Origin of the sequence: Geobacillus sp. FJAT-46040 (assembly GCF_002335725.1) — a bacterium.
GTDB lineage: Bacteria > Bacillota > Bacilli > Bacillales > Anoxybacillaceae > Geobacillus > Geobacillus thermoleovorans.
This window is the reverse complement of the sequence record NZ_NISS01000001.1, coordinates 1492010-1515568: the sequence shown is the minus strand read 5'-3', so window position 1 is coordinate 1515568 and position 23559 is coordinate 1492010. Positions and strand designations below refer to the sequence as shown.

Here is a 23559-nt window from a genome sequence, read left to right as displayed (position 1 = left end):
AACTGGAGGATAATTTTGTGTAACAATACAAAATATTTAGATCATGAACAAAGATAGGAATAAGGAGGAGAATCTGATGTCCATCACCAAACCGGAAACAACGGTTCTCAAAAACTATATCGGCGGACAGTGGGTGGCATCGAGTGGCACAGAAACGCTAGAAGTCCCGAACCCGGCGACTGGGGAAGTGTTGGCGCGTGTTCCGATCTCAACCAAAGAGGATGTCGATCAAGCGGTGCAAGCAGCCAAGAAAGCGTTTGCGACGTGGAAAGATGTCCCTGTTCCCAAACGAGCGCGGATTATGTTTTCATTTCACCATTTGTTAAACCAGCATCATGAGGAATTAGCGGAGCTTGTCGTACAGGAAAATGGCAAAGCGTATAAAGAAGCGTACGGAGAAATTCAACGGGGGATTGAATGCGTGGAGTTTGCGGCCGGCGCTCCGACTTTGCTGATGGGGGAATCGCTGTCGAATATTGCGGAAGAGATTGACTCGGAAATGTTTCGTTATCCGTTGGGAGTTGTGGCAGGGATCACTCCGTTCAACTTCCCCATGATGGTGCCGCTTTGGATGTTCCCGTTGGCGATTGTGTGCGGCAATACGTTTGTATTGAAGCCATCGGAACGGACGCCCATTTTGGCCAATAAGTTAGCAGAACTGTTTACGGAGGCAGGTGCCCCTCCTGGAGTGCTCAATGTCGTTCATGGAGCGCATGAGGTGGTCAACGCCTTGATTGATCATGAGGATATTCGTGCGATTTCATTTGTCGGTTCACAGCCAGTGGCCAAGTATGTGTATGAACGGACAGCAGCGCAAGGCAAACGAGTGCAGGCGTTGTCGGGGGCGAAAAATCATCATATTGTCATGCCAGATGCGGATGTAGAGACGGCCGTACAACATGTGATCAGCTCAGCGTTTGGCAGCGCGGGCCAGCGTTGCATGGCTTGCAGTGCAGTCGTGATTGTCGGGGAAAACGAAACGTTCGTCCGTCGGTTGAAACAAAAAGCGGATGAGTTGATTATTGGGAATGGTATGGATCCGGAAGTGTTATTAACCCCGGTCATTCGGCAGTCTCACCGTGAAAAGGTGCTAGGCTACATTCAGAAGGGGATTGAAGAGGGCGCGGTATTGCTGCGCGATGGGCGAAAGGAAATGGATGATAGACCCGAAGGCAATTTTTTAGGTCCCACGATTTTTGATTATGTCACCCCGGATATGACGATCGCGAAAGAAGAGATCTTCGCACCTGTATTAAGTTTGCTGAGGGCCAATGATTTAGATGAAGCGCTCAGCTATATTCGGAAGTCTCGGTATGGGAACGGGGCGACGATTTATACAAAGGATGCGAAGGCCGTCCGGAAATTCCGTGAAGAGGCCGATGCGGGGATGTTGGGCATTAACGTCGGCGTGCCGGCGACGATGGCGTTTTTCCCGTTCTCTGGCTGGAAAGATTCGTTTTACGGCGATCTTCATGTGAATGGAAAAGATGGCGTGAATTTTTACACGCGCAAAAAGATGATTACTTCCCGGTTTGATTTTTAACCTGTGTTGGGTGAAAGGGGCAGAGAATCATGCAAACTGAACAAACCCACCAACTGTGGCTCGAAAAAGATGACCGATATATCTGGCATTCGATGAAGCCGTATAACCCACAAGCAACGCTGATTGCCGCCGAAGCGAAAGGCTGCTGGGTGACGGATGCCGCTGGACACCAGTATTTGGATGCGATGGCTGGGCTCTGGTGCGTCAACGTCGGCTACGGGCGCGAGGAACTCGCCGAAGCGGCGTATGAGCAGCTGAAGACGCTGGCGTATTTCCCGCTCACGCAAAGCCACTTGTCGGCGATTCAGCTCGGGGAAAAGCTCAACGAACTGTTAGGCGATGAGTATGTGATTTTCTTTTCCAACAGCGGGTCGGAAGCGAACGAAACGGCGTTTAAAATCGCCCGCCAATACCATCAGCAACGCGGGGAGCATCATCGGTACAAAATCATTTCCCGCTACCGGGCGTACCATGGGAATTCCATGGGGGCGCTCTCAGCGACCGGGCAGGCGCAGCGGAAATACAAATACGAACCGCTCGCCCCAGGTTTCATCCACGTGCCGCCGCCAGATGTGTACCGCGACCCGGATGCGGCGGATGACCCGCGCCGGTTGCGGGCGGTCAAGGCCATTGATGATGTCATGACGTGGGAGTTGAGTGAAACGATTGCGGCCGTCATTATGGAGCCGATCATCACCGGGGGCGGTGTGCTCATTCCTCCGGACGGGTATATGAAAGCGGTCAAAGACGTGTGTGAAAAACACGGGGCTTTGCTGATTGTCGATGAAGTCATCTGCGGCTTCGGCCGGACGGGAGCGGCGTTCGGATTTCAACACTACGGCGTTAAGCCGGACATTATCACGATGGCGAAAGGCATTACGAGCGCGTATTTGCCGCTGGCGGCAACGGCGGTGCGAAAAGAGATTTATGAAGCGTTCAAGGGAACGGATGAATACGACTACTTCCGCCATGTCAATACGTTTGGCGGCCACCCGGCTTCGTGCGCGGTGGCGCTGAAAAACATCGAGATCATGGAGACGGAGCGGCTGTTTGACCGCTCGCGCGAGGCAGGGGAACGGCTGTTTGATGAGCTCAAAACGAACCTAGCCGGCCACCCGTATGTCGGCGATGTGCGCGGCAAAGGGCTGCTTGTCGGCATTGAGCTTGTCGCTGACAAAGCGACGAAAGAGCCGCTCGATGTGTCGCTTGTCAATCAAGTGATCCATCGATGCAAAGAAAACGGCCTCATCATCGGCAAAAACGGAACGACGGTCGCCGGGTACAACAACGTGCTCACCTTGTCGCCGCCGCTTTGCATCACGGATGATGAACTTTCGTTTGTGGTCCGCGTCTTGAGCGGGGCGCTAGCGGCCATTCAATAAGAAGAACAAACGCCAGCTTGGGTCGACAGGCTGGTGTTTTGTTTGCCTTCGTGCAGACATTCGGAAAAGTTCCATGAGCAATTTTTGCTCTCCACCCGGGCATGAAAATCCCCCTTTTCTTCCCATAATGAAGAATAGGCGCAAACAGTTCAACAGGACGTTATGCTTAATGGTGGCTTAGACCCTGTACGGAAAAGTGTTTGAATCCACTGGGTGCACCACCCATTGTCCGCCCTTTCCTGTGATAGAGGAAAGGTGACGACGAACGGAAAACTGCCGCATTTCTCCCGTGGATTCGCTGTTTGCGCACTCGATCATCGAAAAGGAGGATTTTCATCATGGATGTCATCTATCCTCGCTGCGCAGGATTGGATGTTCATGCCGAAACCATCGTCGCCTGCGCGCTATGGGAAGAAGATGGACACATTCAAAAGGACATTCAAACCTTCTCCACGTTCTCGAAAGGACTTGGCGACCTGCTCGAGTGGCTCGAAGAACATGGGGTCACCCATGTCGCCATGGAATCCACCGGCGTGTATTGGAAACCGGTCTTTGCCTTCCTCGAGGGCTATGTCGACTTGACACTGGCCAATCCGCAGCGGATCAAAAATGTCCCGGGAAGAAAAACCGATGTCTCTGACGCCGAGTGGATCGCCAAGCTGCTCCGCCATGGACTCGTTGAAAAAAGTTTCGTCCCCCCAGCGGATATTCGCGAATTGCGGGATTTTACCCGCCTCCGCAAAAAGTGGGTCGGACAGCTGACTTCGGAGAAAAACCGGATTCAAAAAGTGCTCGAGTCTTCCAATGTCAAACTCGGCTCGGTCCTCTCCGATCTCTTCGGCGTTTCCGGAAAAGACATCCTCGCCCGGCTGCTTGAGAAGGGATACGTGGACAAGGACGAGTTGGATCAATGCCTGCGCGGAAGGCTCAAAAAGAAAAAGCAAGCGGTGTACGATTCGCTGCTCGGCACCTTGACCGAACACGAGCTCCGTCTCCTTCGCCTCTTGTGGAAACACGTTGAGGAATTGGAGCGGCTCATCGAAGAAGTCGACCAACACATCGACCGCCTGCTCGAGCCGTATCGCGAGGAAGTGAACCTGTTGATGACCATGCCCGGAGTGAAAAAACAAACCGCCGCCGTCATCATAGCCGAGATGGGAACCGACATGAGCGTCTTTGAAACGCCGGAACGGGCGGCTTCATGGACTGGATTGTCCCCCGGCAACCATGAAAGCGCCGGAAAGCGAAAGAGCACGCGCACGACAAAAGGCAATCCCCATCTCCGATCGGCGTTATGCGAGGCGGCATGGTCAGCAGCTCGATCCAAGACGCATCCCTTGTCCCGAAAGTTTTGGTCGTTGGCGGCCCGGTGCGGGAAGAAAAAAGCCCTCATCGCCACAGCTCGGCGGATGTTGGTGATCATCTTTTGCATGATCTCCCGCAAAGAGCCGTTCCGCCAACCACAACTTATTTAGTCTAGCCAAAAGGCAGACAGGTTATACGAGATGCCTAAAATCGGGCACCTCTGCTTTCCTATTGCCTTTTTTGGCCATTTTCAGTATACCCTCACGGATCAGGAGCGTATACCGCACTCACCAAGTGGTGGGGATTTTCACGGAAAAGTTCCATGAGCAATTTTTGCTCTCCACCCGGGCATGAAAATCCCCCTTTTCTTCCCATAATGAAGAATAGGCGCAAACAGTTCAACAGGACGTTATGCTTAATGGTGGCTTAGACCCTGTACGGAAAAGTGTTTGAATCCACTGGGTGCACCACCCATTGTCCGCCCTTTCCTGTGATAGAGGAAAGGTGACGACGAACGGAAAACTGCCGCATTTCTCCCGTGGATTCGCTGTTTGCGCACTCGATCATCGAAAAGGAGGATTTTCATCATGGATGTCATCTATCCTCGCTGCGCAGGATTGGATGTTCATGCCGAAACCATCGTCGCCTGCGCGCTATGGGAAGAAGATGGACACATTCAAAAGGACATTCAAACCTTCTCCACGTTCTCGAAAGGACTTGGCGACCTGCTCGAGTGGCTCGAAGAACATGGGGTCACCCATGTCGCCATGGAATCCACCGGCGTGTATTGGAAACCGGTCTTTGCCTTCCTCGAGGGCTATGTCGACTTGACACTGGCCAATCCGCAGCGGATCAAAAATGTCCCGGGAAGAAAAACCGATGTCTCTGACGCCGAGTGGATCGCCAAGCTGCTCCGCCATGGACTCGTTGAAAAAAGTTTCGTCCCCCCAGCGGATATTCGCGAATTGCGGGATTTTACCCGCCTCCGCAAAAAGTGGGTCGGACAGCTGACTTCGGAGAAAAACCGGATTCAAAAAGTGCTCGAGTCTTCCAATGTCAAACTCGGCTCGGTCCTCTCCGATCTCTTCGGCGTTTCCGGAAAAGACATCCTCGCCCGGCTGCTTGAGAAGGGATACGTGGACAAGGACGAGTTGGATCAATGCCTGCGCGGAAGGCTCAAAAAGAAAAAGCAAGCGGTGTACGATTCGCTGCTCGGCACCTTGACCGAACACGAGCTCCGTCTCCTTCGCCTCTTGTGGAAACACGTTGAGGAATTGGAGCGGCTCATCGAAGAAGTCGACCAACACATCGACCGCCTGCTCGAGCCGTATCGCGAGGAAGTGAACCTGTTGATGACCATGCCCGGAGTGAAAAAACAAACCGCCGCCGTCATCATAGCCGAGATGGGAACCGACATGAGCGTCTTTGAAACGCCGGAACGGGCGGCTTCATGGACTGGATTGTCCCCCGGCAACCATGAAAGCGCCGGAAAGCGAAAGAGCACGCGCACGACAAAAGGCAATCCCCATCTCCGATCGGCGTTATGCGAGGCGGCATGGTCAGCAGCTCGATCCAAGACGCATCCCTTGTCCCGAAAGTTTTGGTCGTTGGCGGCCCGGTGCGGGAAGAAAAAAGCCCTCATCGCCACAGCTCGGCGGATGTTGGTGATCATCTTTTGCATGATCTCCCGCAAAGAGCCGTTCCGCCAACCACAACTTATTTAGTCTAGCCAAAAGGCAGACAGGTTATACGAGATGCCTAAAATCGGGCACCTCTGCTTTCCTATTGCCTTTTTTGGCCATTTTCAGTATACCCTCACGGATCAGGAGCGTATACCGCACTCACCAAGTGGTGGGGATTTTCACGGAAAAACATAGAAGCAGGCCGCTGTCGCTAGGGTTGGACGTTCTCCCGGTTTCGAGATGGGAGATTCTTAGACATCTGCATTAGGGCCGGCTGCCCGATCATCGATTCCTGTGCGTTTGACGAAAGATCGATCATGAACACTGAATGGTCAGAACCGTTTTAACTCCATCCAAATACATACGTTAGTGGAATAGCTAAGTCCTTAAATTGTGCGGAATGCAGCGTGTCTTGTTGCCCGTATGTGGCATGCCGTTGATAGGCTCCTTCGTGCAAATGGTATACATGAATCATTTTGTTAGCCGTATCGACGATCCAATATTCTGCAATGCCGTAGTGTTGGTACGTGTAAAATTTTTCGTTGTAATCTTTTAAAGCGGTTGAAGGTGACAAAACTTCAACAACTAGCGCAGGCGCCCCGTAACATCCTTTTTGGACAATCTGTTTTTTATTGCAAATCACGGCAATATCGGGTTGGACAATGTCATCAGGGGTTTCATACGTTTCATTTTTGCTAAGGAATACATCAAACGGCGCCGTAAAGACGTAACAATGTTGGTTTTGGAAAAAATGGCGCAAAGCAAAATACAATTCTCCGACGGCAAATTGATGTTCCGAAGATGGAGCAGGTGTCATATTATAGGCTTTTCCATTTATCAGTTCCCAGCGGCCTTCCCATGTTTTCCAGTCAGCGTACGTGTAAATTTTGTTCAAGTCAGGGGTATTGCCCACTGTTTCACCTTCTTTCATCTTAAAGATATGTTTGTTTACAGTTTAACATAAAGAAGTCAAGGAAGTGTAGGAAGGACTTTCATGAGACATTTATTCATCACCCGCCTACGCTGACAACCGGAAGCGAGGGTTTTCTTGGTTCAGAAAGGAATCTGGCGTTTGGTTGTCGAATGACATGAGAGAAGAATGCATGAAGAAAGGGAGAGGAATGATGTCCGCATTTCAAGCGTTTGTCGTCAACAAAACCGAAACAGAATTTACCGCCGGCGTGCAGACGATATCCATGGATGATTTGCCGGAAGGAGACGTCGTTGTCCGCGTCCATTATTCAAGCGTCAACTACAAAGATGGATTGGCGTCCATTCCGGACGGCAAAATTGTGAAAACGTATCCGTTCGTGCCGGGAATTGATTTGGCCGGGGTGGTTGTTTCGTCGCAACATCCGCGCTTCCGCGAAGGGGACGAGGTGATCGCGACCGGATATGAAATCGGTGTGACGCATTTCGGGGGCTACAGTGAATATGCTCGCCTGCACGGCGATTGGCTCGTGCCGCTGCCAAAAGGGTTGACGTTGAAAGAAGCGATGGCGATCGGCACGGCTGGGTTTACGGCGGCATTGTCCATTCACCGGCTTGAGGAGCATGGGTTGACGCCGGAACGCGGACCGGTGCTTGTCACGGGGGCGACGGGCGGCGTCGGGAGTCTGGCTGTGTCGATGCTATCAAAGCGCGGCTATACGGTGGAAGCGAGCACAGGCAAAACGGCGGAGCACGACTATTTGCGCGCCCTCGGCGCCAAGGAAGTGTTGACGCGCGAAGACGTCACGGCTGAACGCATTCGTCCGCTTGATAAGCAGCGCTGGGCCGCGGCGGTCGACCCGGTCGGCGGCCGGACGCTGGCGACGGTGTTAAGCCGCATCCGCTACGGCGGAGCGGTGGCGGTGAGTGGGTTGACAGGCGGCGTCGAGGTGCCGACAACCGTCCATCCATTCATTTTGCGCGGCGTCAGCTTGCTTGGCGTTGATTCCGTCTATTGTCCAATGGATGTGCGCCTCCGCATTTGGGAGCGGCTCGCTGGCGACTTAAAGCCGGATTTGGAGCGGATTGCTCAAGAGATTTCGCTCGCTGAATTGCCGCAAGCGCTTGAGCGCATTTTGCGCGGCGAGCTGCGCGGCCGGACGGTCGTGCGGTTAGGATGACGTTCGGACGCAATCGAACGGAAGCAGCGTCCGAACTTGGTGCTCTCCACATCTTCTTTTTGAATGATCCTTGATGAGTGAAGGCGACGGAAAGGGGAAGTGTGCAGAAGAAGAAAGGAAAGACGCAGGGGGAAGCACCTGCGTCTTTTTTTGTGATCTCGAACCCATTTTTCGATGTGAGCGTAGGCGGGGGAGCGTTCACCCCCGCAATTGATACCGCTCGAGCTCCGCGAAAAAGTCTTTCACAAACCGGTAAAACACTTTCACCGACGGAGCGAGTTCGTGGTGGTCGGAAATGATAATGCCGACGTTGCGCTTTACTTGCGGCATCTCGATTGGCACTTTGGCGGCGTAGCGAAGAAGGCTTTCCGACAAGGCGCTTTCCGGCAGGAGGGTCACGCCGATGCCAGCGGAGACAAGCCCTTTAATGGCATCGAGATCTTCGCCTTCCGATGAAATGTTGGGCGAAAATCCGGCTTGGTGGCAAGCGTCAATAACGATTTGATGCAAAATGTATCCTTTTGGAAACGTTACAAATGGATCATGGCGCAGTTCGTTCAATACGATCCGGTCGCGGCGGGCGAGCGGATGGCTGTTCGGCAGGAGGGCGGCAAACGGTTCGGAAAACAAAATTTCTCCTTTAATGCCGATTTCACGAACCGGAATCGGTCCGAGAAAGGCAAGGTCGATCTCCCGTTTTTTCACCGCTTCGATTAAATAATAGTACGACCCTTGGCGGAGATGGAACGAGACGTTTGGGTGCTCCGCTTTAAAGGCGGAGATGACCATCGGCATCATGTGGCTTGCCAGGCTTGTTGGAAACCCGATTTTAATCGTTCCGCGTTCCGGGTCCAAATACTCTTCGATTTGTTGCTTTGCATCCTCGACCGCCTTTAACACCGCTTCGGCGTGCGGCAAAAAATGGCGGCCGATCGGGGTGAGCTTCACGTTTCGCCCTTCCCGTTCAAACAGCTGCACGCCAAGCTCCGCTTCGAGGTTGGCAATTTGCCGGCTGATCGCCGACTGCGCGACATGGAGGGCATCGGCGGCTTCGGAGACGTGTTCGCGCCGGGCGACTTCCACGAAATATTGCAGTTGCCGCAGCTCCATTTTTCTCCCTCCTTTTGATTGATCGCAAAATGAGATGGATTTTATCTAAATTATATATTGTTTATATTAATTTTGAAAACTACAATGAATATTACAGACAATTCGGAACGGGAGGGGAAGGCAGCATGAAACACTACGGATTACCGGAAGCGCAAGGGTTATATCGCCCGGAATTTGAGCATGATGCATGCGGGATCGGGTTTTATGCGCATTTGAAAGGAAAACCGTCGCACGACATTATCAAAAAGGCACTTCATATGCTTCGCCAGCTTGAACACCGCGGCGGACAAGGGAGCGATCCGGAAACGGGCGATGGCGCGGGCATTATGACGCAAATTCCGCATGAGTATTTTCAAGCGGTGTGCGGCGGGATGAACTTGCCGGAAAAAGGGCGCTACGGGGTCGGGATGTTCTTTTTGCCGGAAGAGGAAGCGAAACGGGCGTACTATGAATCGATGTTCAATGAGATCGTCGCTCAAGAAGGGCAACGGCTGCTCGGATGGCGGACAGTTCCAGTTGATCGTGAAAAGCTTGGCAAACTGGCGCGGCAAAGCCAGCCGTTCATCCGCCAAGTGTTTGTCGCGGCAAGTGATGACGTGGCTGATGAGTTGGCGTTTGAACGGAAGCTGTATGTGATCCGCAAACAATTCGAAAAATGTGTGGAAAACAACGAGTGCTATGTAGCGAGCTTCTCGAGTCGGACGATCGTTTATAAAGGGTTGCTTACGCCGGAACAAATCGATGCGTTTTATTTGGATTTGCAAGATGAACGGTTCCGTTCGGCGTTTGCCCTCGTGCACTCGCGCTTCAGCACGAACACGTTCCCGAGCTGGGAGCGGGCCCATCCGAACCGCTATTTGATCCATAACGGCGAGATCAACACGCTGCGCGGCAATGTCAACTGGATGACGGCGCGCGAGAAGCAATTTGTGTCGGAAGCGTTCGGCGCGGATTTGGAAAAAGTCGTGCCGATTTTGGATACGAACGGCAGCGACTCGTCGATTTTGGACAATGCGTTCGAATTTTTCGTTCTTGCTGGCCGTAATCCAGCCCATGTCGCGATGATGCTCATTCCGGAACCGTGGTTTTGGGATGAACAAATGGACGGGGCGAAAAAGGCGTTTTACGAGTATCATAGCTGTTTGATGGAGCCGTGGGACGGCCCGACGGCGATTTCGTTCACCGACGGCAGGCAAATCGGCGCCATTTTGGACCGGAACGGCTTGCGTCCGGCCCGCTATTACGTGACGAAAGACGACTACATTATTTTCTCGTCCGAAGTCGGCGTCATCGATGTCGACCCGAACAACATTTTATATAAGGAACGGCTGAGCCCGGGGAAAATGCTTTTGGTTGACCTCGAGCAAGGGCGCATCATCTCCGACCAGGAAATCAAGGAAGAAATGGCTCATGAAAAGCCATATCGCCAATGGATCAACGAGCAAATGATCACGCTTGGCGATCTGGAAATTCCGGAGGACGTCGAAGCGCCGAAGCAACTCGTCAAACTGCAAAAAGCGTTCGGCTACACGTTCGAAGATGTCGAAAAAATGATTTTGCCGATGGCGACGGAAGGGAAAGACCCGACGGGTGCGATGGGCATGGACGCTCCGCTGGCGGTGCTGTCGGAACGGCCGCAAAGTTTGTTTAACTACTTCAAACAGCTGTTTGCCCAAGTGACAAATCCGCCGATTGATGCGATCCGCGAATATGTCGTCACCTCGACGATGACGCTGCTTGGCAAAGAAGGGAACATTTTGCATCCGGACGCCAAAGCGGCGCGGCGCATCCGCTTGGAAACTCCGCTATTGACGAACGAAGAGCTCGCAGCGTTAAAAGCCAATCCGTACCCGGAATTTGCGTGCGCGGTGCTGCCGACGCTGTTTACGGATGACTTGAAACGAGCGCTTGACGAGCTGTTCGCCAAAGCGGATGAGGCGGTTGAAAGCGGCGCGACGCTTCTCGTTCTGTCCGACCGCGGCGTTGATGAAACACATGTGGCGATTCCAGTGTTGCTTGCGGTAAGTGGGCTTCACCAGCATCTTGTCCGCAACGGGACGCGCACGAACGTCAGCCTGCTTGTCGAAAGCGGCGAAGCGCGTGAAGTGCACCATTTTGCGGCGCTCATCGGCTACGGGGCGGACGCCATCAACCCGTACTTGGCGCTCGAGACCATCCGCCAAGCGTCAGAAAACGGCGTCATCGCCTTGTCGTACCGGGAAGCAGCGAAAACGTACATCAAGGCGGCTGTTGACGGCGTCGTCAAAGTGATGTCGAAAATGGGCATTTCGACGGTGCAAAGCTACCGCGGCGCACAAATTTTTGAAGCGATCGGCATCGGCGACGATGTCATTGAGGAATACTTCACCGGCACGGCGTCGCAAATCGGCGGCATCGGGCTTGCGGAAATTGCGAAAGAAGCGAAAATGCGCCACGAAGCCGCTTTCGGAGCGCGGCATGAAGACGATGTGCTCGATGCAGGCAGCGAGCTGCAATGGCGGCGCAACGGCGAACATCACGCGTTCAACCCGAAGACGATCCATTTGTTGCAATGGGCGTGCCGGAAAAACGACTACAATTTGTATAAACAATATTCCAAACTGGCGAATGAAGAACAGTTGACGTTTTTGCGCAACTTGTTCGACTTCGATTCGAAGCGCCCTCCGGTGCCGATTGACGAAGTCGAGCCGGTTGAATCGATCGTCCGCCGCTTTAAAACCGGCGCGATGTCGTTCGGTTCGATCAGCCAAGAAGCGCATGAGGCGCTGGCGATCGCCATGAACCGGATCGGCGGAAAAAGCAACAGCGGCGAGGGCGGCGAAGACCCGGCCCGCTATGTGAAAGACGACAACGGCGACTGGCGCCGCAGCGCGATTAAACAAGTGGCGTCCGGGCGTTTTGGCGTAAAAAGCCATTATTTGGTTAACGCTGACGAATTGCAAATCAAAATGGCGCAAGGGGCAAAACCAGGTGAAGGTGGCCAGCTTCCGGCCAATAAAGTGTATCCGTGGGTCGGCAAAGTGCGCGGCTCAACGCCGGGAGTCGAGCTCATTTCCCCGCCGCCGCACCATGACATTTACTCGATCGAAGACTTGGCCCAGCTCATTTACGATTTGAAAAACGCCAACAAAGACGCGCGCATCAGCGTCAAGCTCGTCGCCAAGGCCGGCGTCGGCACAATCGCGGCTGGCGTGGCGAAAGGGAACGCCGATGTCATCGTCATCAGCGGCTATGACGGCGGCACGGGTGCGTCGCCGAAAACGAGCATTAAACATGCCGGCCTGCCGTGGGAGCTTGGTTTGGCGGAAACGCATCAGACGCTCATGCTCAATGGGTTGCGCGACCGCGTCGTTCTAGAAACCGACGGCAAGTTGATGACCGGCCGTGACGTTGTGATGGCTGCGCTGTTTGGGGCCGAAGAATTCGGATTTGCGACGGCACCGCTCGTCGTTTTAGGCTGTGTCATGATGCGCGTCTGCCATTTGGATACATGCCCGGTCGGCGTGGCGACGCAAAATCCGGAACTGCGTAAAAAATTCACCGGGAAGCCAGAACATGTCGTCAACTTTATGTACTTTGTCGCTCAAGAAGTGCGGGAAATTATGGCGGAGCTCGGCTTCCGCACGATCGACGAAATGGTCGGCCGCGTCGATGTCTTGAAGGTAAGCGAGCGGGCGAAAGCGCATTGGAAAGCGAAACATCTCGATCTGTCGCGTCTTCTGTACCAAGTCGATGGACCGCGCACTTGCATCAAAGGGCAAAACCATCGTTTGGAAGAGACGCTTGATCATACAGAAATTTTGCCGGCGGTGCAGCCAGCGCTTGAACGGCAGGAGCCGGTCGAACTTCACCTCGCCATCCGCAACGTCCACCGCACGGTCGGGGCGATGACCGGCAGCGAGATTTCGAAACGCTACGGTGAGGAAGGGTTGCCGGATGATACGATCCGCCTCCATTTCACCGGATCGGCCGGGCAAAGTTTTGCGGCGTTTGTGCCGAAAGGGATGACGCTCGAGCTCGTCGGCGACGCGAACGACTACGTCGGCAAAGGGCTTTCCGGCGGCAAAGTGATCGTCCGTCCGCCGCATGAGGCGCCGTTTGCCGCAGCTGACAACGTCATCATTGGCAACGTGGCGTTTTACGGGGCTACAAGCGGCGAAGCGTACATTCGCGGCCGCGCTGGGGAGCGGTTCTGCGTCCGCAACAGCGGCGTCCATGCTGTTGTCGAAGGCGTCGGCGACCACGGCTGTGAATATATGACCGGCGGCCGCGTCGTCATCCTCGGTTCGGTTGGCAAAAACTTCGCCGCCGGCATGTCCGGTGGGATCGCTTACGTTCTTGCCGATGAAGACAGCTGGCAGCAAACCGCCAACCTTGAGCTCGTCTCATTTGAGCGGCTCGAAGACGAGGAAGAAATTCGCGACGTGCGCCGGATGATCGAAAACCATTACCGCTATACAGGAAGCCCGCGGGCTGCATTGGTGCTCGACGAGTGGGACGATTACGTCCGCCGCTTCGTCAAAGTTATTCCGCGCAATTACAAACTGATGATTGAGACGATCGAAACGCTCGAACAGTCCGGGCTTTCGCACGAAGAAGCTGTCATGGCGGCGTTTGAAACGGTGGCAAAACAGAAAAAAGCGGCTGTCGGCGGCGTCCATCAGCTGCAAGCGGTGGCGAAGTAACGCTGTGGCTTGCGATTGGCCGCGAAGTGACGACGCCGCTTCGGCTCCGCGGCTTCGCGGGGCCCGCTTTTTGATCGGCCAACAGGCGGGAAGGCCGCATGAGAGAAGAGAGGATACGTACGGAAAGAAGGAGGGGAACCATCGTGGGAAAAGCAACAGGATTTATGGAATATGCACGCGAGGAAGAGAAAAAGCGCGATCCGCTTTCCCGTCTTGATGATTGGAAAGAATACACGCAGCCGTTTTCCGAAGACGTGCTGGCCCGCCAAGGCGCCCGCTGTATGGACTGTGGCACGCCGTTTTGTCATATGGGATTGGAGCTAAACGGCCTGACTTCGGGGTGTCCGGTGCACAACTTGATCCCGGAATGGAACGATTTGGTGTACCGAGGCCGCTGGAAAGAAGCGCTTGATCGTTTGTTGAAAACGAACAACTTCCCGGAATTCACCGGCCGCGTCTGCCCGGCGCCGTGCGAGGGGTCATGCACGGTGGCGATTTCCGACCCGGCGGTTGCCATTAAAGGGATTGAACGGGCTATTATTGATAAAGGGTTTGCCGAGGGATGGGTGAAACCGCGCATTCCGAAAACAAGAACAGGGAAAAAAGTGGCCATCGTCGGCTCTGGCCCGGCTGGGCTCGCCTGTGCCGACCAACTTAACCAAGCTGGCCATTCGGTGACGGTGTATGAGCGGGCTGACCGCATCGGCGGCTTATTGATGTACGGCATTCCGAATATGAAGTTGGAAAAAGAAGTGGTCGAGCGGCGGGTGCGTCTGCTCGAAGAGGAAGGCATCACGTTTATTACGAACACCGAAGTCGGCAAAGATATTACGGCTGACGAACTGCGTGCTCAGTACGACGCCGTCGTCTTGTGCATCGGTGCGCAAAAGCAGCGCGATTTGGCCATTGAAGGCCGTGAGCTGGAGGGCGTCCATTTTGCGATGGATTATTTGACGGGCGTGACGAAAAGTTTATTGGATTCCAACTTTGCCGATGGCCAGTTTATTGATGCCAAAGACAAACATGTCATTGTGATCGGCGGCGGCGATACGGGCGCCGACTGCGTGGCGACCGCGCTGCGCCAAGGCTGCAAAAGCGTCGTCCAGTTCGGCAAACACCCGGCTTTGCCGGACAAGCGCCCAGACAATAACCCTTGGCCGCAATATCCGCTCGTTTTCACGCTTGATTATGCGTATGAGGAAGCGAAGGCGAAATTTGGGGCAGACCCGCGTCAATATTGCATTCAAACGAAAAAAATCGTAGGCGACGAGCACGGCCGCGTGAAAGAGCTGCATACGATTCAAATGGAAAAAATCATTGATGAAAACGGCAAAGCGATCTTTAAAGAAATTCCGGGGACGGAACAAGTATGGCCGTGTGATTTGGTGTTTATCGCCATCGGGTTTGAAGGGCCAGAGCAGCCGGTGTTGAAGCAGTTTGGCGTGGAAACAGTGAACAATAAAGTGAAAGCCCCGTACGGCAAATATACGACCAATATCGAAGGCGTGTTTGCGGCTGGCGACGCCCGCCGCGGCCAAAGTTTAATTGTCTGGGCCATCCACGAAGGCCGCGGGGCGGCTCGTGAAGTCGATCGGTTCCTGATGGGAGAGACGAAGTTGCCGTGGTGATCCCCTCCTCCTTAAAAAGCATCGCTTTTTAAGGAGGATTTTTTTCGTTTGGAGGGAAAAGAAAGAGATGGAAGGAGAGTGATGCTCAACATGAATCGACGATTATGGATCACCGCGGCTATGAGTCTTGGCCTTTTTTTGCTTGTTTGGACAGGCGTGGCCGCTGGATGGACAGAGAGAATGGATGAAGAGGGGCTGCGTCTGTTTGATTATTGGAATTGGCTTGATCCGTTTACGTTTCTTGGCAATGGAAAGACGATTGGCATCATCAGCATTATGCTTGTCATTGGTTTATGGTTTTTTCGCCGCGACGTCTACGGAATGGTGTTGGTTGTGGCCGCTGTTGGCGGGGGATATGGCATCAATGAGTGGCTAAGACATATCATTGGACGGCCTCGACCTCCTCATGCTGAAGGTGGATTTAGTTTTCCAAGCGGCCACGCGATGATCGGGACGATTTACTTGTTGATTTTGGCGTACTTTTTGGCGCAAACGCGCACGAAGCGAGGCGAGCGGGCCGCGATTTACGGCGTTTTTGGAGCGCTTGCCCTGTTGACTGGCTTAAGCAGGTTAAGTCTGCAAGTGCATTATCCGTCTGATGTGCTTGGTGGGTTTTTGCTCGGGGTTGCCTATGTATCAGCCTGCCTGGCTCTTTACCGTAGGTTCACTCGCTGAAGCGGATTTTAGAACATGGACAAAAAACGATTTTTGTTTTGATTTCGCGCGGTGAAAAGCAAATTTTGCGGCTTTGTGTTGAGCTTTGCCGTTGTCGAAATTAGGGAGAAAATCTCTTTTTCTATACTATCGCGTTGACCGAGACAATGATACAATGGGGAAAAGGAGGTGAAACGATGGGGCAAGCCGAACTCGTGCAAATGATGGCCGAACTGCTTGACCAAAAGCTCAATCCCATCCACGTGCGGCTCGATCGGATCGAAGGAAATGTCCGAGCGCTTCAAGAAGGGCAAGCGCGCCTCGAAGGCGAGGTGCAAGTGCTCAAGGAAGGGCAAGCGCGCCTCGAAGGTGAGGTGCAAGCACTCAAGGAAGGGCAAGCGCGCCTCGAAGGCGAGGTGCAAGCGCTCAAGGAAGGGCAAGCGCGCCTCGAAGGCGAGGTGCAAGTGCTCAAGGAAGGCCAGGCGCGTTTGGTAGATGAAGTGCAGTTGTTACAGGAGGGACAAGCCCGCTTGGACCAACGGCTTCACCGGGTTGAGGAGGATGTGCGCACATTAAAGGTGGATATGAACGCGGTCAAAGGCGATGTGCAAACCCTGAAAGCCGACATGAACGCGGTCAAAAGCGATGTGCAAACCCTGAAAGCCGACATGGATGCGGTCGAAGGCGATGTGCAAACATTGAAAGAAGGACAGCAACGGCTTGAAGGGAAAGTTGAACGGGTCGAAGAAAAAGTTGACAACCTCACACTAGAAATGCGGAGCCACTTTCGCTATATCGAGAACATGCTCCATAAGCATCAGGCCGCTCTTGACATGGCTTCGCGGCAGTTCTCTTCGCAACAGTCATCGATCAACTATTTGATCAAAAAAGTGGCAGAGCATGATATGGACATTTTCCACTTAAAAAATGATCTCCAACCATAGTGTCCTGTACTGCAATAAAGAAAACAGTCTAAAGGGTGAGCGGCAACTAGGAAAATACGATGGAATGAGGCGTGTTTTCACTGGTCTTCTAGACAGCTTTTTCAGCATATTTTATAGAGAGAAAGATTCGAGCCACAAGGGGAGGAAGCGATATGGCGGCCCGCGTCGTGAAAACGGGGTATGCGTTGGCGTTTTTGTGCATGATTGCCGGGATGGTGTATTTTTTTGCCGCCAATTGGCCGGAGATGGAGCGAGAGGTGAAAGTCGGGATCAGCATCGGCATGATGGCGGCATTTTACATCGCAAGCGCGGCGCTTTGGGGCCGCCGTCGTTTCTTAGGGCGTTGGATGTTGATCAGCGGAGTGTTGTCATTTGGCATTGCGTTGGCGTTGGTCGGTCAAATGTACAACTCGCATGCGGACAGTTATTGGCTGTTTCTTGTCTGGCTTGCGCCAACCGCTTTGTTGGCGCTGCTGACAAAAGAACGGGCTCTGTCGGTGATCGCGCTTGTGTTGTTGCAGCTTGCGTGCTGGTTTTATTATTTTCCGTCCGCTTATCGGATTGAGTGGACGGAATGGTCTTCGTTTGGCGTGCTGTCGTTATTTGTGATCGTAAACGGTGCGCTCGTTGTGTTTGCTCGGACACCGCTCATCCGTTGTTTCGCTTACCTAGCCATGCAAGGTTGGCTGCTTGTGATGGACATAACTGGGTTTTCCTATGGGCGCGACGCATGGTGGCCATACGTGTATGCCTTGTTGCTCGCCGTGTTGCTTTATTATTTTCTTGTCATCGCCAAACAGCGGCCGTACGTGTTGTTGACGAGTTTGTTTGCTGGACTGTTTTTGTTCATTCAATACATTCGCTTGCTCGCAGATCATTTTGAAACGTGGCTGCTTCTCATTGGGCTTATGGCGGCTGCTGCCGTGTTGTACGGGGGCGTTGTGCTATTGCGGCGCACGGGGCTGTTTTCAGCAAAGACGAAAGCCGGGAAATGGTTTTTGGCGGCGTTTCAGGCGATTGTCACACTTGCGGCTTCCGCGTTGGCCATCCAAAGCCTGCTTGGCTTGTATTTTCTTTGGACAGAGTCATGGTCGCCTTATGTGCTCTTTTTCATTTCCATCTTTGGATTTGTCGTTCCCGCCTCATTGGGCCGGCATTGGAATGCGGTCGTTCGTTATACTCTGCTGGCTGTTGGTTATGGGCTCGGGGTGGCGATGGCGGGGGAGGTCTCGCGGCTGGCTCTGTTCCTCTATGCCATTGGGCTTGCGATTGGCATCATCCGGTCATCAGACAGCGGAGTGCGCCGGTTGACGACGGCGGCGCTGACGGTCTATTTCGGGATCGCCTTAAGTTCGGCGATGGATGACGGCCGGACGGTGTTGCTCACCTTGGCTTTGGTCAACGGCGGGTTGTATGCGTATGGCCGCTTTCGCGGAACGCCGTTTCTCACTCCGCTTGTCTTGGCGTTCGGAGCGCTTGGGATCGCGACGAGCGCCGATGTATTTGCGGTTGATGGACTGTACGTGGCGTTGAATATCGTCATGGTCTTGGCGCTTGCCTTCTTTCTTTTCCGCGGTCGGCAACTGGAGCGGAAGACCGCTTGGGTGTACACGGCGCTTTATCTCGTGCTGAAATATTACGAGTTCGCCTGGAATTTGCTTCATAAATCGATCAGCTTGCTGGCGGCAGGCGTGGCGTTGCTTGCATGGACATTGTGGCTCGAGAAACGGAATGGCTTCACATGGGCCAAGGGAGTGCGCTGGGGGCGGCGCGTTTCATTGTGGACGCTCATAGTCGTGATCGCTCAATTTTCATTTTTAGGTTATACCGTGTGGCAAAAAGAGCGATTGCTGCGATATGGTGATGTCGTAAAGCTGGAGCTTGAGCCGGTGGATCCGCGTTCCATGCTGCAAGGGGATTATATTCAGCTTCGGTACGATATTTCCACCATTCCGTCGCTTGATGGAAGCGGACGGGTGCAAGTCGGGCTGCGAAAAGGAGAGGACGGGGTGCACCGTTTGGATGGCGTATATATGGTCAATGGGGAAAAAAGGCCGGGATACACGCCGCAACCGGGGGATGTGATCATCACCGGTACGTTTCACGGCCCGCAAGTCGTGTATGGCATTGAATCGTATTTCATTCCGGAAAAAACGGGGATGAAACGGCAAGAGAATGTTCGGTTTGCCTATGTGCGCGTGAGCGAAAACGGTGATGCGCTGCTCGAAGCGATCCGTGCTGAATAAGGATGGCGGGGGAAGCAGGAAAAACTACTCCCCCGCGTAACGATCCAGCACGCGGTCAACCGCGCTGCCGTATGTTTCGCCAAATAAATTTAGATGAACGAGCAAGTAAAACAGCTGGTAGAGTGGTTTTCGGCCATGATAATCAGCCGAGAGCGGCATAAGCTCGCGATAGCTATCATAAAACCGGACTGGGAAGCCGCCAAACAGCTCGGTAAACGCGATCTCAAACTCATGATGGCCATATAAAACAGACGGATCGATCAAATACGGCACTCCGTCTGGTCCTGGAATCCAGTTGCCGCTCCATAAATCGCCATGCAAAAGCGACGGAAAACAGTCATCCGGGAGCCATTGGTCAAGCCGCTCGAGCAGCCATTCGAGACGTTTGCGCCGCTTGACGGGCAGGAGGCCTCTCTCCGCCGCTCGCGTTATTTGTGGTCTAAGGCGGGCGTCGCGGTAATAGTCGGTCCAGCGGCCGTACCAGCCGTTGCGCTGCGGCAGCATGCCGATATAGGTATCGCGGTCAAGCCCGAACGCCGGTCCGCGGCATTGATGGAGGCGGGCAAGGCCGCGGCCGAGCTGTTCGGCCGTCTGTTCCGTTTCTGTTCCTTCGATCCACTCCAAGACGAGCCAGCCCCAGCCGTCCGCTTCCCCGAAGCCGAAGGTATGCGGAACGTTGATGGCGCGTGCTTGCCTGATCAGCTCGAGGCCCATCTGTTCGGCAGCGAAAAATCCACTCGGCGGGAAACGTTGCATTTTGATAAAGTACGTTTGTTTGCCGCTTTGGACGCGATAGACGTCATTGATGTCGCCGCCTGATACGCGGCGCCAATGGCGGATGTGGGAGTGGTCGCCGATCGATTCGAGCGCCATTTGCAACATCGTTTCTTTGGTCATGGATCCACCTCCGCCAACTGCTCATTGAGCTCGTTCAGCACTTCACCGATTTTTCGCTGATGGATGACAGCATCGGCGAGATCGTCCAGTTCCGTCGGTTCCCAATTGATGATCACGAGTTTAGCCCCACTCCGCTTGGCAACAAGCGGCAGCTGGTTGGCTGGGGATACCTGCAGAGAGGAGCCGAGCACAACGAACAAGTCCGCTTGGCGGGCCGCTTCCCACGCTTGATCGATGGCTTTCTCCGGCAGCGGCTCGCCAAACAGCACGACCGACGGGCGCAAAACTCCGCCGCATTCGCACGTCAACACACCGTGCAAATAGACAAAGCTGGGTTTTGACTCCCCGCACCGCTGACAATGGACGGTGCGGAGCGAGCCATGAAGTTCGATGACGCGTCGGCTTCCCGCTTCTTGGTGAAAGCCATCGACATTTTGCGTCACAATCGTTTGCACGATCCCGCGCCGCTCCCAATCGGCCAATAAGCGGTGTCCGTCATGCGGTTGGCATTGTTGCAAGGTGCGAATGCGATATTGGTAAAACTCGACGAACGATTCGCGGCGATGGTACAGCGCATCGATGGTAGCGAGTTCGCTCGGGTTAAAACGCGCCCACAGCCCGGTGCGCGGCGAGCGGAAATCGGGCAGCCCGCTTTCGGTTGACATGCCGGCGCCGGTCAGCACGACGGTGTGGCGCGAGGTGGCCAGCCATGAGGTGATGGTCATTCTGTTTCCCTCCTTACTGTCGCAACCATAGCGACTCTCGTTTCTGCTGCTTCATACCTTTCCACCAATCATTTTACTTTTCCTTTTCGCTCGTTTCCAGTATGATAGAAATGAAAGAAAAAAATGGACAAGGAGGCGGGAATCCATGAGCAAAAAAGTGTTGATCATCACCGGCGACGCTGTTGAGGCGCTGGAGGTGTATTATCCGTATTATCGTTTGTTGGAGGAAGGGCATGACGTAACGATTGCCGCGCCGAAGAAAAAGAAACTGCACACCGTTGTCCATGATTTTGCCGACTGGGATACGTATGTGGAAAAACAAGGCTATTTGATCGACGCCCATGCATCGTTCGCCGAGGTTGACCCGACGCAATACGATGCGTTAGTCATTCCAGGCGGGCGGGCGCCGGAATACATTCGCCTTGATGAAAACGTGCAGCGCATCGTCCGTCATTTCTTTGAGGCGAATAAGCCGATTGCCGCAATTTGCCACGCCTCGCTCATTTTTGAAACGATGCCGGATTTGTTGAAAGGACGGAGCTTGACAGCGTATATTGCCTGCAAACCCGGTGTCGAAGCGCTCGGAGCAACGTATGTGTCTGACAATACGGTCCATGTTGACGGCAACCTTGTCTCCGCCCATGCGTGGCCGGATTTGCCGGCGTTTATGCGCGAGTTTCTCCGCTTGCTTCAATAGTGGAAGAGAATGGCCTCCCTTTGGGCTAAAGGAAGGGAGGCCGTTGTTTTGTTGTGTCGCCGACCGTTTGCCGTTCGGACCAACCGTGTGGGGCGGCAGGACAGATGGTTGCTTGGCGACCTCCGTTTTGTTCCGTGCTTTGATTGCCCAATAGATGCCGAATGGGACGGCCGCACCGGTGGCGAATTCGAAAATGGACTGCATAGCCCCAAGCCTAAACGCAATGCGGCGGTAAGCAAGAAGCGGCCGCGGCAAAGAGGTTGATGGAGGATAAGGGTTGTCTTTTTCCCATTCATGAGATAACATTTGTACCATAGAGTGTCTTACCATGAAATAGAGAAAAGGAAGGCGGTTATCTATGGCATTACCAGGCGGGGCAGCGATGAACATTACGATTCGTCTCCAGTTCGAAAAAGATATCGTCTCATTCAGCGATATCGCCGCCGCGATTGGCAAAGCGGGCGGGGACATTGTCGGGATTGACGTCATTTCATCAAGCAAAGTCCATACGGTGCGCGACATCACCGTCAGCGCGCTCGACACGAAGCAGTGCGATTTGATCATTGAGGCGCTGAAAAAAATTCAAGGCGTCAAAATCATCAACGTTTCCGACCGCACGTTTTTGATGCACATCGGGGGGAAAATTGAAACAAATTCAAAAATCCCAGTGAAAACGCGTGATGACTTGTCGCGGGTGTATACGCCTGGCGTGGCGCGCGTCTGCACGGCCATCGCTGAAGATCCGCGCAAGGCGTATTCGTTGACGATTAAACGGAATACGGTAGCCGTGGTTTCGGACGGCACCGCGGTGCTCGGGCTGGGCGACATCGGCCCGTATGCGGCGATGCCGGTCATGGAAGGGAAAGCGATGCTGTTTAAGGAATTTGCCGGAGTGGACGCGTTTCCGATTTGCTTGAACACGAAAGATACGGAAGAGATCATCCAAATTGTGAAAGCGATCGCCCCGGCGTTTGGCGGCATTAACCTCGAAGACATTTCCGCTCCGCGCTGCTTTGAGATTGAAAAGCGGTTGAAGGAAGAGCTCGACATCCCGGTGTTCCATGACGACCAACACGGCACGGCGGTCGTGCTCTTGGCCGGGTTGCTTAATGCGTTGAAAATCGTCGACAAAAAGCTCGAGGACATTAAGGTGGTTCTCACCGGCATTGGCGCCGCTGGCATCGCCTGCACGAAAATTTTGCTTGCGGCCGGCGTACGCAACATTATCGGGGTCGACCGCCACGGCGCCATCCATCGCGATGAAACGTATGAAAATCCGTATTGGCAAGAATATGCGCAAATCACGAACCCGGATAATCTGAAAGGAAGCTTGTCCGATGTCATCGCCGGCGCAGATGTGTTTATTGGCGTCTCAGCTCCCGGCATTTTAAAAGTGGAAGATGTGAAAAAAATGGCGCGCGACCCGATCGTGTTTGCGATGGCCAACCCGACTCCGGAAATTGATCCGGAGCTGGCCGAACCGTACGTGCGCGTTATGGCGACCGGACGTTCTGATTATCCGAACCAAATTAACAACGTCCTTTGCTTCCCGGGCATTTTCCGCGGGGCGCTCGACTGCCGGGCGAGAGAAATTAACGAGGAAATGAAGCTTGCCGCTGCGAAGGCGATTGCCTCTGTCGTGACGGAGGATGAATTGAACGAAACATACATCATCCCGAGCGTCTTCAACAGCAAAGTCGTTGAACGCGTCAGACAAGCGGTCATCGAAGCCGCTTACCGCACTGGGGTGGCGCGGAAGGACAATATCCCGGTTGGCGGATATACAGGGCAGTAAAGCAAGGAATGCGATGGAACCGACGGACGGTTTCCTTTATAGGGGAAGCCGTTTTTTTGGCTGCAGGAGCGGGTCTAACCGTGGCTGCGGCGGGCTAAATCTAGTTTAGGGATAGGAAATCAAGCGCTTAAGGGGCGAATGGCCGATGATCAATC

16 protein-coding genes are annotated in these 23559 nt (G+C 53.8%); 12 read left to right on the top strand and 4 right to left on the bottom strand.

Features of this window, described 5'->3' with window-relative positions; translation table 11 throughout:
* Positions 1-76: 76 nt before the first annotated feature.
* From CD000_RS08090 to CD000_RS08075, 4 genes are all read left to right on the top strand, one after another.
* On the top strand, positions 77-1543 hold the full coding sequence (locus CD000_RS08090; RefSeq protein WP_011230922.1) for a CoA-acylating methylmalonate-semialdehyde dehydrogenase: 1467 nt from the start codon (positions 77-79) through the stop codon (positions 1541-1543).
* A gap of 29 nt (positions 1544-1572) precedes the next feature.
* A complete protein-coding gene (locus CD000_RS08085) occupies positions 1573-2925 on the top strand; it encodes an aspartate aminotransferase family protein (protein ID WP_096225407.1) in 1353 nt (450 codons plus the stop codon).
* 338 nt (positions 2926-3263) lie between these two features.
* Positions 3264-4400: an IS110-like element ISGka2 family transposase gene (locus CD000_RS08080; RefSeq protein WP_096224841.1), complete on the top strand. Its 1137-nt coding sequence runs from the start codon at positions 3264-3266 to the stop codon at positions 4398-4400.
* 417 nt (positions 4401-4817) lie between these two features.
* A complete protein-coding gene (locus CD000_RS08075; RefSeq protein WP_096224841.1) occupies positions 4818-5954 on the top strand; it encodes an IS110-like element ISGka2 family transposase in 1137 nt (378 codons plus the stop codon).
* Between the two features lie 301 nt (positions 5955-6255).
* Here CD000_RS08075 and CD000_RS08070 read toward each other — a convergent pair whose 3' ends face one another.
* Positions 6256-6843 (bottom strand): Uma2 family endonuclease, encoded by a 588-nt coding sequence (locus tag CD000_RS08070; protein WP_198962493.1) that lies wholly within the window; start codon positions 6841-6843, stop codon positions 6256-6258.
* A 193-nt stretch (positions 6844-7036) separates the two neighbouring features.
* Between CD000_RS08070 and CD000_RS08065 the strand changes: the two genes are divergently transcribed.
* Positions 7037-8023: an NADPH:quinone oxidoreductase family protein gene (locus tag CD000_RS08065; RefSeq protein WP_096225406.1), complete on the top strand. Its 987-nt coding sequence runs from the start codon at positions 7037-7039 to the stop codon at positions 8021-8023.
* Positions 8024-8221: 198 nt separating this feature from the next.
* Here CD000_RS08065 and gltC read toward each other — a convergent pair whose 3' ends face one another.
* Positions 8222-9133, bottom strand: a complete 912-nt coding sequence (gene gltC / locus CD000_RS08060) for a glutamate biosynthesis transcriptional regulator GltC (RefSeq protein WP_015374618.1) — start codon at positions 9131-9133, stop codon at positions 8222-8224.
* Between the two features lie 125 nt (positions 9134-9258).
* On the opposite strand from gltC, the gene gltB reads away from it, so the two are divergent.
* From gltB to CD000_RS08035, 5 genes are all read left to right on the top strand, one after another.
* Positions 9259-13818: a glutamate synthase large subunit gene (gene gltB, locus CD000_RS08055; protein ID WP_096225405.1), complete on the top strand. Its 4560-nt coding sequence runs from the start codon at positions 9259-9261 to the stop codon at positions 13816-13818.
* A gap of 143 nt (positions 13819-13961) precedes the next feature.
* A complete protein-coding gene (locus tag CD000_RS08050; protein WP_096225404.1) occupies positions 13962-15446 on the top strand; it encodes a glutamate synthase subunit beta in 1485 nt (494 codons plus the stop codon).
* Positions 15447-15527: 81 nt separating this feature from the next.
* On the top strand, positions 15528-16121 hold the full coding sequence (locus CD000_RS08045; protein ID WP_096225403.1) for a phosphatase PAP2 family protein: 594 nt from the start codon (positions 15528-15530) through the stop codon (positions 16119-16121).
* A gap of 176 nt (positions 16122-16297) precedes the next feature.
* Positions 16298-17044 carry a hypothetical protein gene (locus tag CD000_RS08040; protein ID WP_096225402.1) on the top strand — a complete coding sequence of 249 codons (747 nt, stop codon included), beginning with the start codon at positions 16298-16300 and terminating at the stop codon, positions 17042-17044.
* Between the two features lie 152 nt (positions 17045-17196).
* Positions 17197-19290 (top strand): GDYXXLXY domain-containing protein, encoded by a 2094-nt coding sequence (locus tag CD000_RS08035; RefSeq protein ID WP_096225401.1) that lies wholly within the window; start codon positions 17197-17199, stop codon positions 19288-19290.
* Between the two features lie 24 nt (positions 19291-19314).
* On the opposite strand, the gene CD000_RS08030 is transcribed toward CD000_RS08035, so the two are convergent.
* Positions 19315-20187 (bottom strand): fructosamine kinase family protein, encoded by an 873-nt coding sequence (locus CD000_RS08030; RefSeq protein ID WP_096225400.1) that lies wholly within the window; start codon positions 20185-20187, stop codon positions 19315-19317.
* Entirely contained in the window at positions 20184-20912 is a 729-nt protein-coding gene (locus CD000_RS08025; protein ID WP_096225399.1) for an NAD-dependent deacylase, read from the bottom strand. Before CD000_RS08025 ends, CD000_RS08030 begins: the two co-directional genes overlap by 4 nt.
* Before the next feature lie 145 nt (positions 20913-21057).
* Between CD000_RS08025 and CD000_RS08020 the strand changes: the two genes are divergently transcribed.
* Both CD000_RS08020 and CD000_RS08015 read left to right on the top strand, forming a co-directional pair.
* Entirely contained in the window at positions 21058-21609 is a 552-nt protein-coding gene (locus tag CD000_RS08020; RefSeq protein WP_096225398.1) for a DJ-1/PfpI family protein, read from the top strand.
* Between the two features lie 358 nt (positions 21610-21967).
* The gene (locus CD000_RS08015) at positions 21968-23404 is read left to right on the top strand and encodes an NAD-dependent malic enzyme (RefSeq protein WP_096225397.1); all 1437 of its coding nucleotides are present in this window, start codon (positions 21968-21970) and stop codon (positions 23402-23404) included.
* Positions 23405-23559: the final 155 nt, after the last annotated feature.

Coding starts and splice junctions, on each gene's coding strand:
- CD000_RS08090 (WP_011230922.1), top strand. CDS start 77: ATGTCCATCACCAAACCGGAAACAACGGTTCTCAAAAACTATATCGGC.
- CD000_RS08085 (WP_096225407.1), top strand. CDS start 1,573: ATGCAAACTGAACAAACCCACCAACTGTGGCTCGAAAAAGATGACCGA.
- CD000_RS08080 (WP_096224841.1), top strand. CDS start 3,264: ATGGATGTCATCTATCCTCGCTGCGCAGGATTGGATGTTCATGCCGAA.
- CD000_RS08075 (WP_096224841.1), top strand. CDS start 4,818: ATGGATGTCATCTATCCTCGCTGCGCAGGATTGGATGTTCATGCCGAA.
- CD000_RS08070 (WP_198962493.1), bottom strand. CDS start 6,843: ATGAAAGAAGGTGAAACAGTGGGCAATACCCCTGACTTGAACAAAATT.
- CD000_RS08065 (WP_096225406.1), top strand. CDS start 7,037: ATGTCCGCATTTCAAGCGTTTGTCGTCAACAAAACCGAAACAGAATTT.
- gltC (WP_015374618.1), bottom strand. CDS start 9,133: ATGGAGCTGCGGCAACTGCAATATTTCGTGGAAGTCGCCCGGCGCGAA.
- gltB (WP_096225405.1), top strand. CDS start 9,259: ATGAAACACTACGGATTACCGGAAGCGCAAGGGTTATATCGCCCGGAA.
- CD000_RS08045 (WP_096225403.1), top strand. CDS start 15,528: ATGCTCAACATGAATCGACGATTATGGATCACCGCGGCTATGAGTCTT.
- CD000_RS08040 (WP_096225402.1), top strand. CDS start 16,298: ATGGGGCAAGCCGAACTCGTGCAAATGATGGCCGAACTGCTTGACCAA.
- CD000_RS08035 (WP_096225401.1), top strand. CDS start 17,197: ATGGCGGCCCGCGTCGTGAAAACGGGGTATGCGTTGGCGTTTTTGTGC.
- CD000_RS08030 (WP_096225400.1), bottom strand. CDS start 20,187: ATGACCAAAGAAACGATGTTGCAAATGGCGCTCGAATCGATCGGCGAC.
- CD000_RS08025 (WP_096225399.1), bottom strand. CDS start 20,912: ATGACCATCACCTCATGGCTGGCCACCTCGCGCCACACCGTCGTGCTG.
- CD000_RS08020 (WP_096225398.1), top strand. CDS start 21,058: ATGAGCAAAAAAGTGTTGATCATCACCGGCGACGCTGTTGAGGCGCTG.
- CD000_RS08015 (WP_096225397.1), top strand. CDS start 21,968: ATGGCATTACCAGGCGGGGCAGCGATGAACATTACGATTCGTCTCCAG.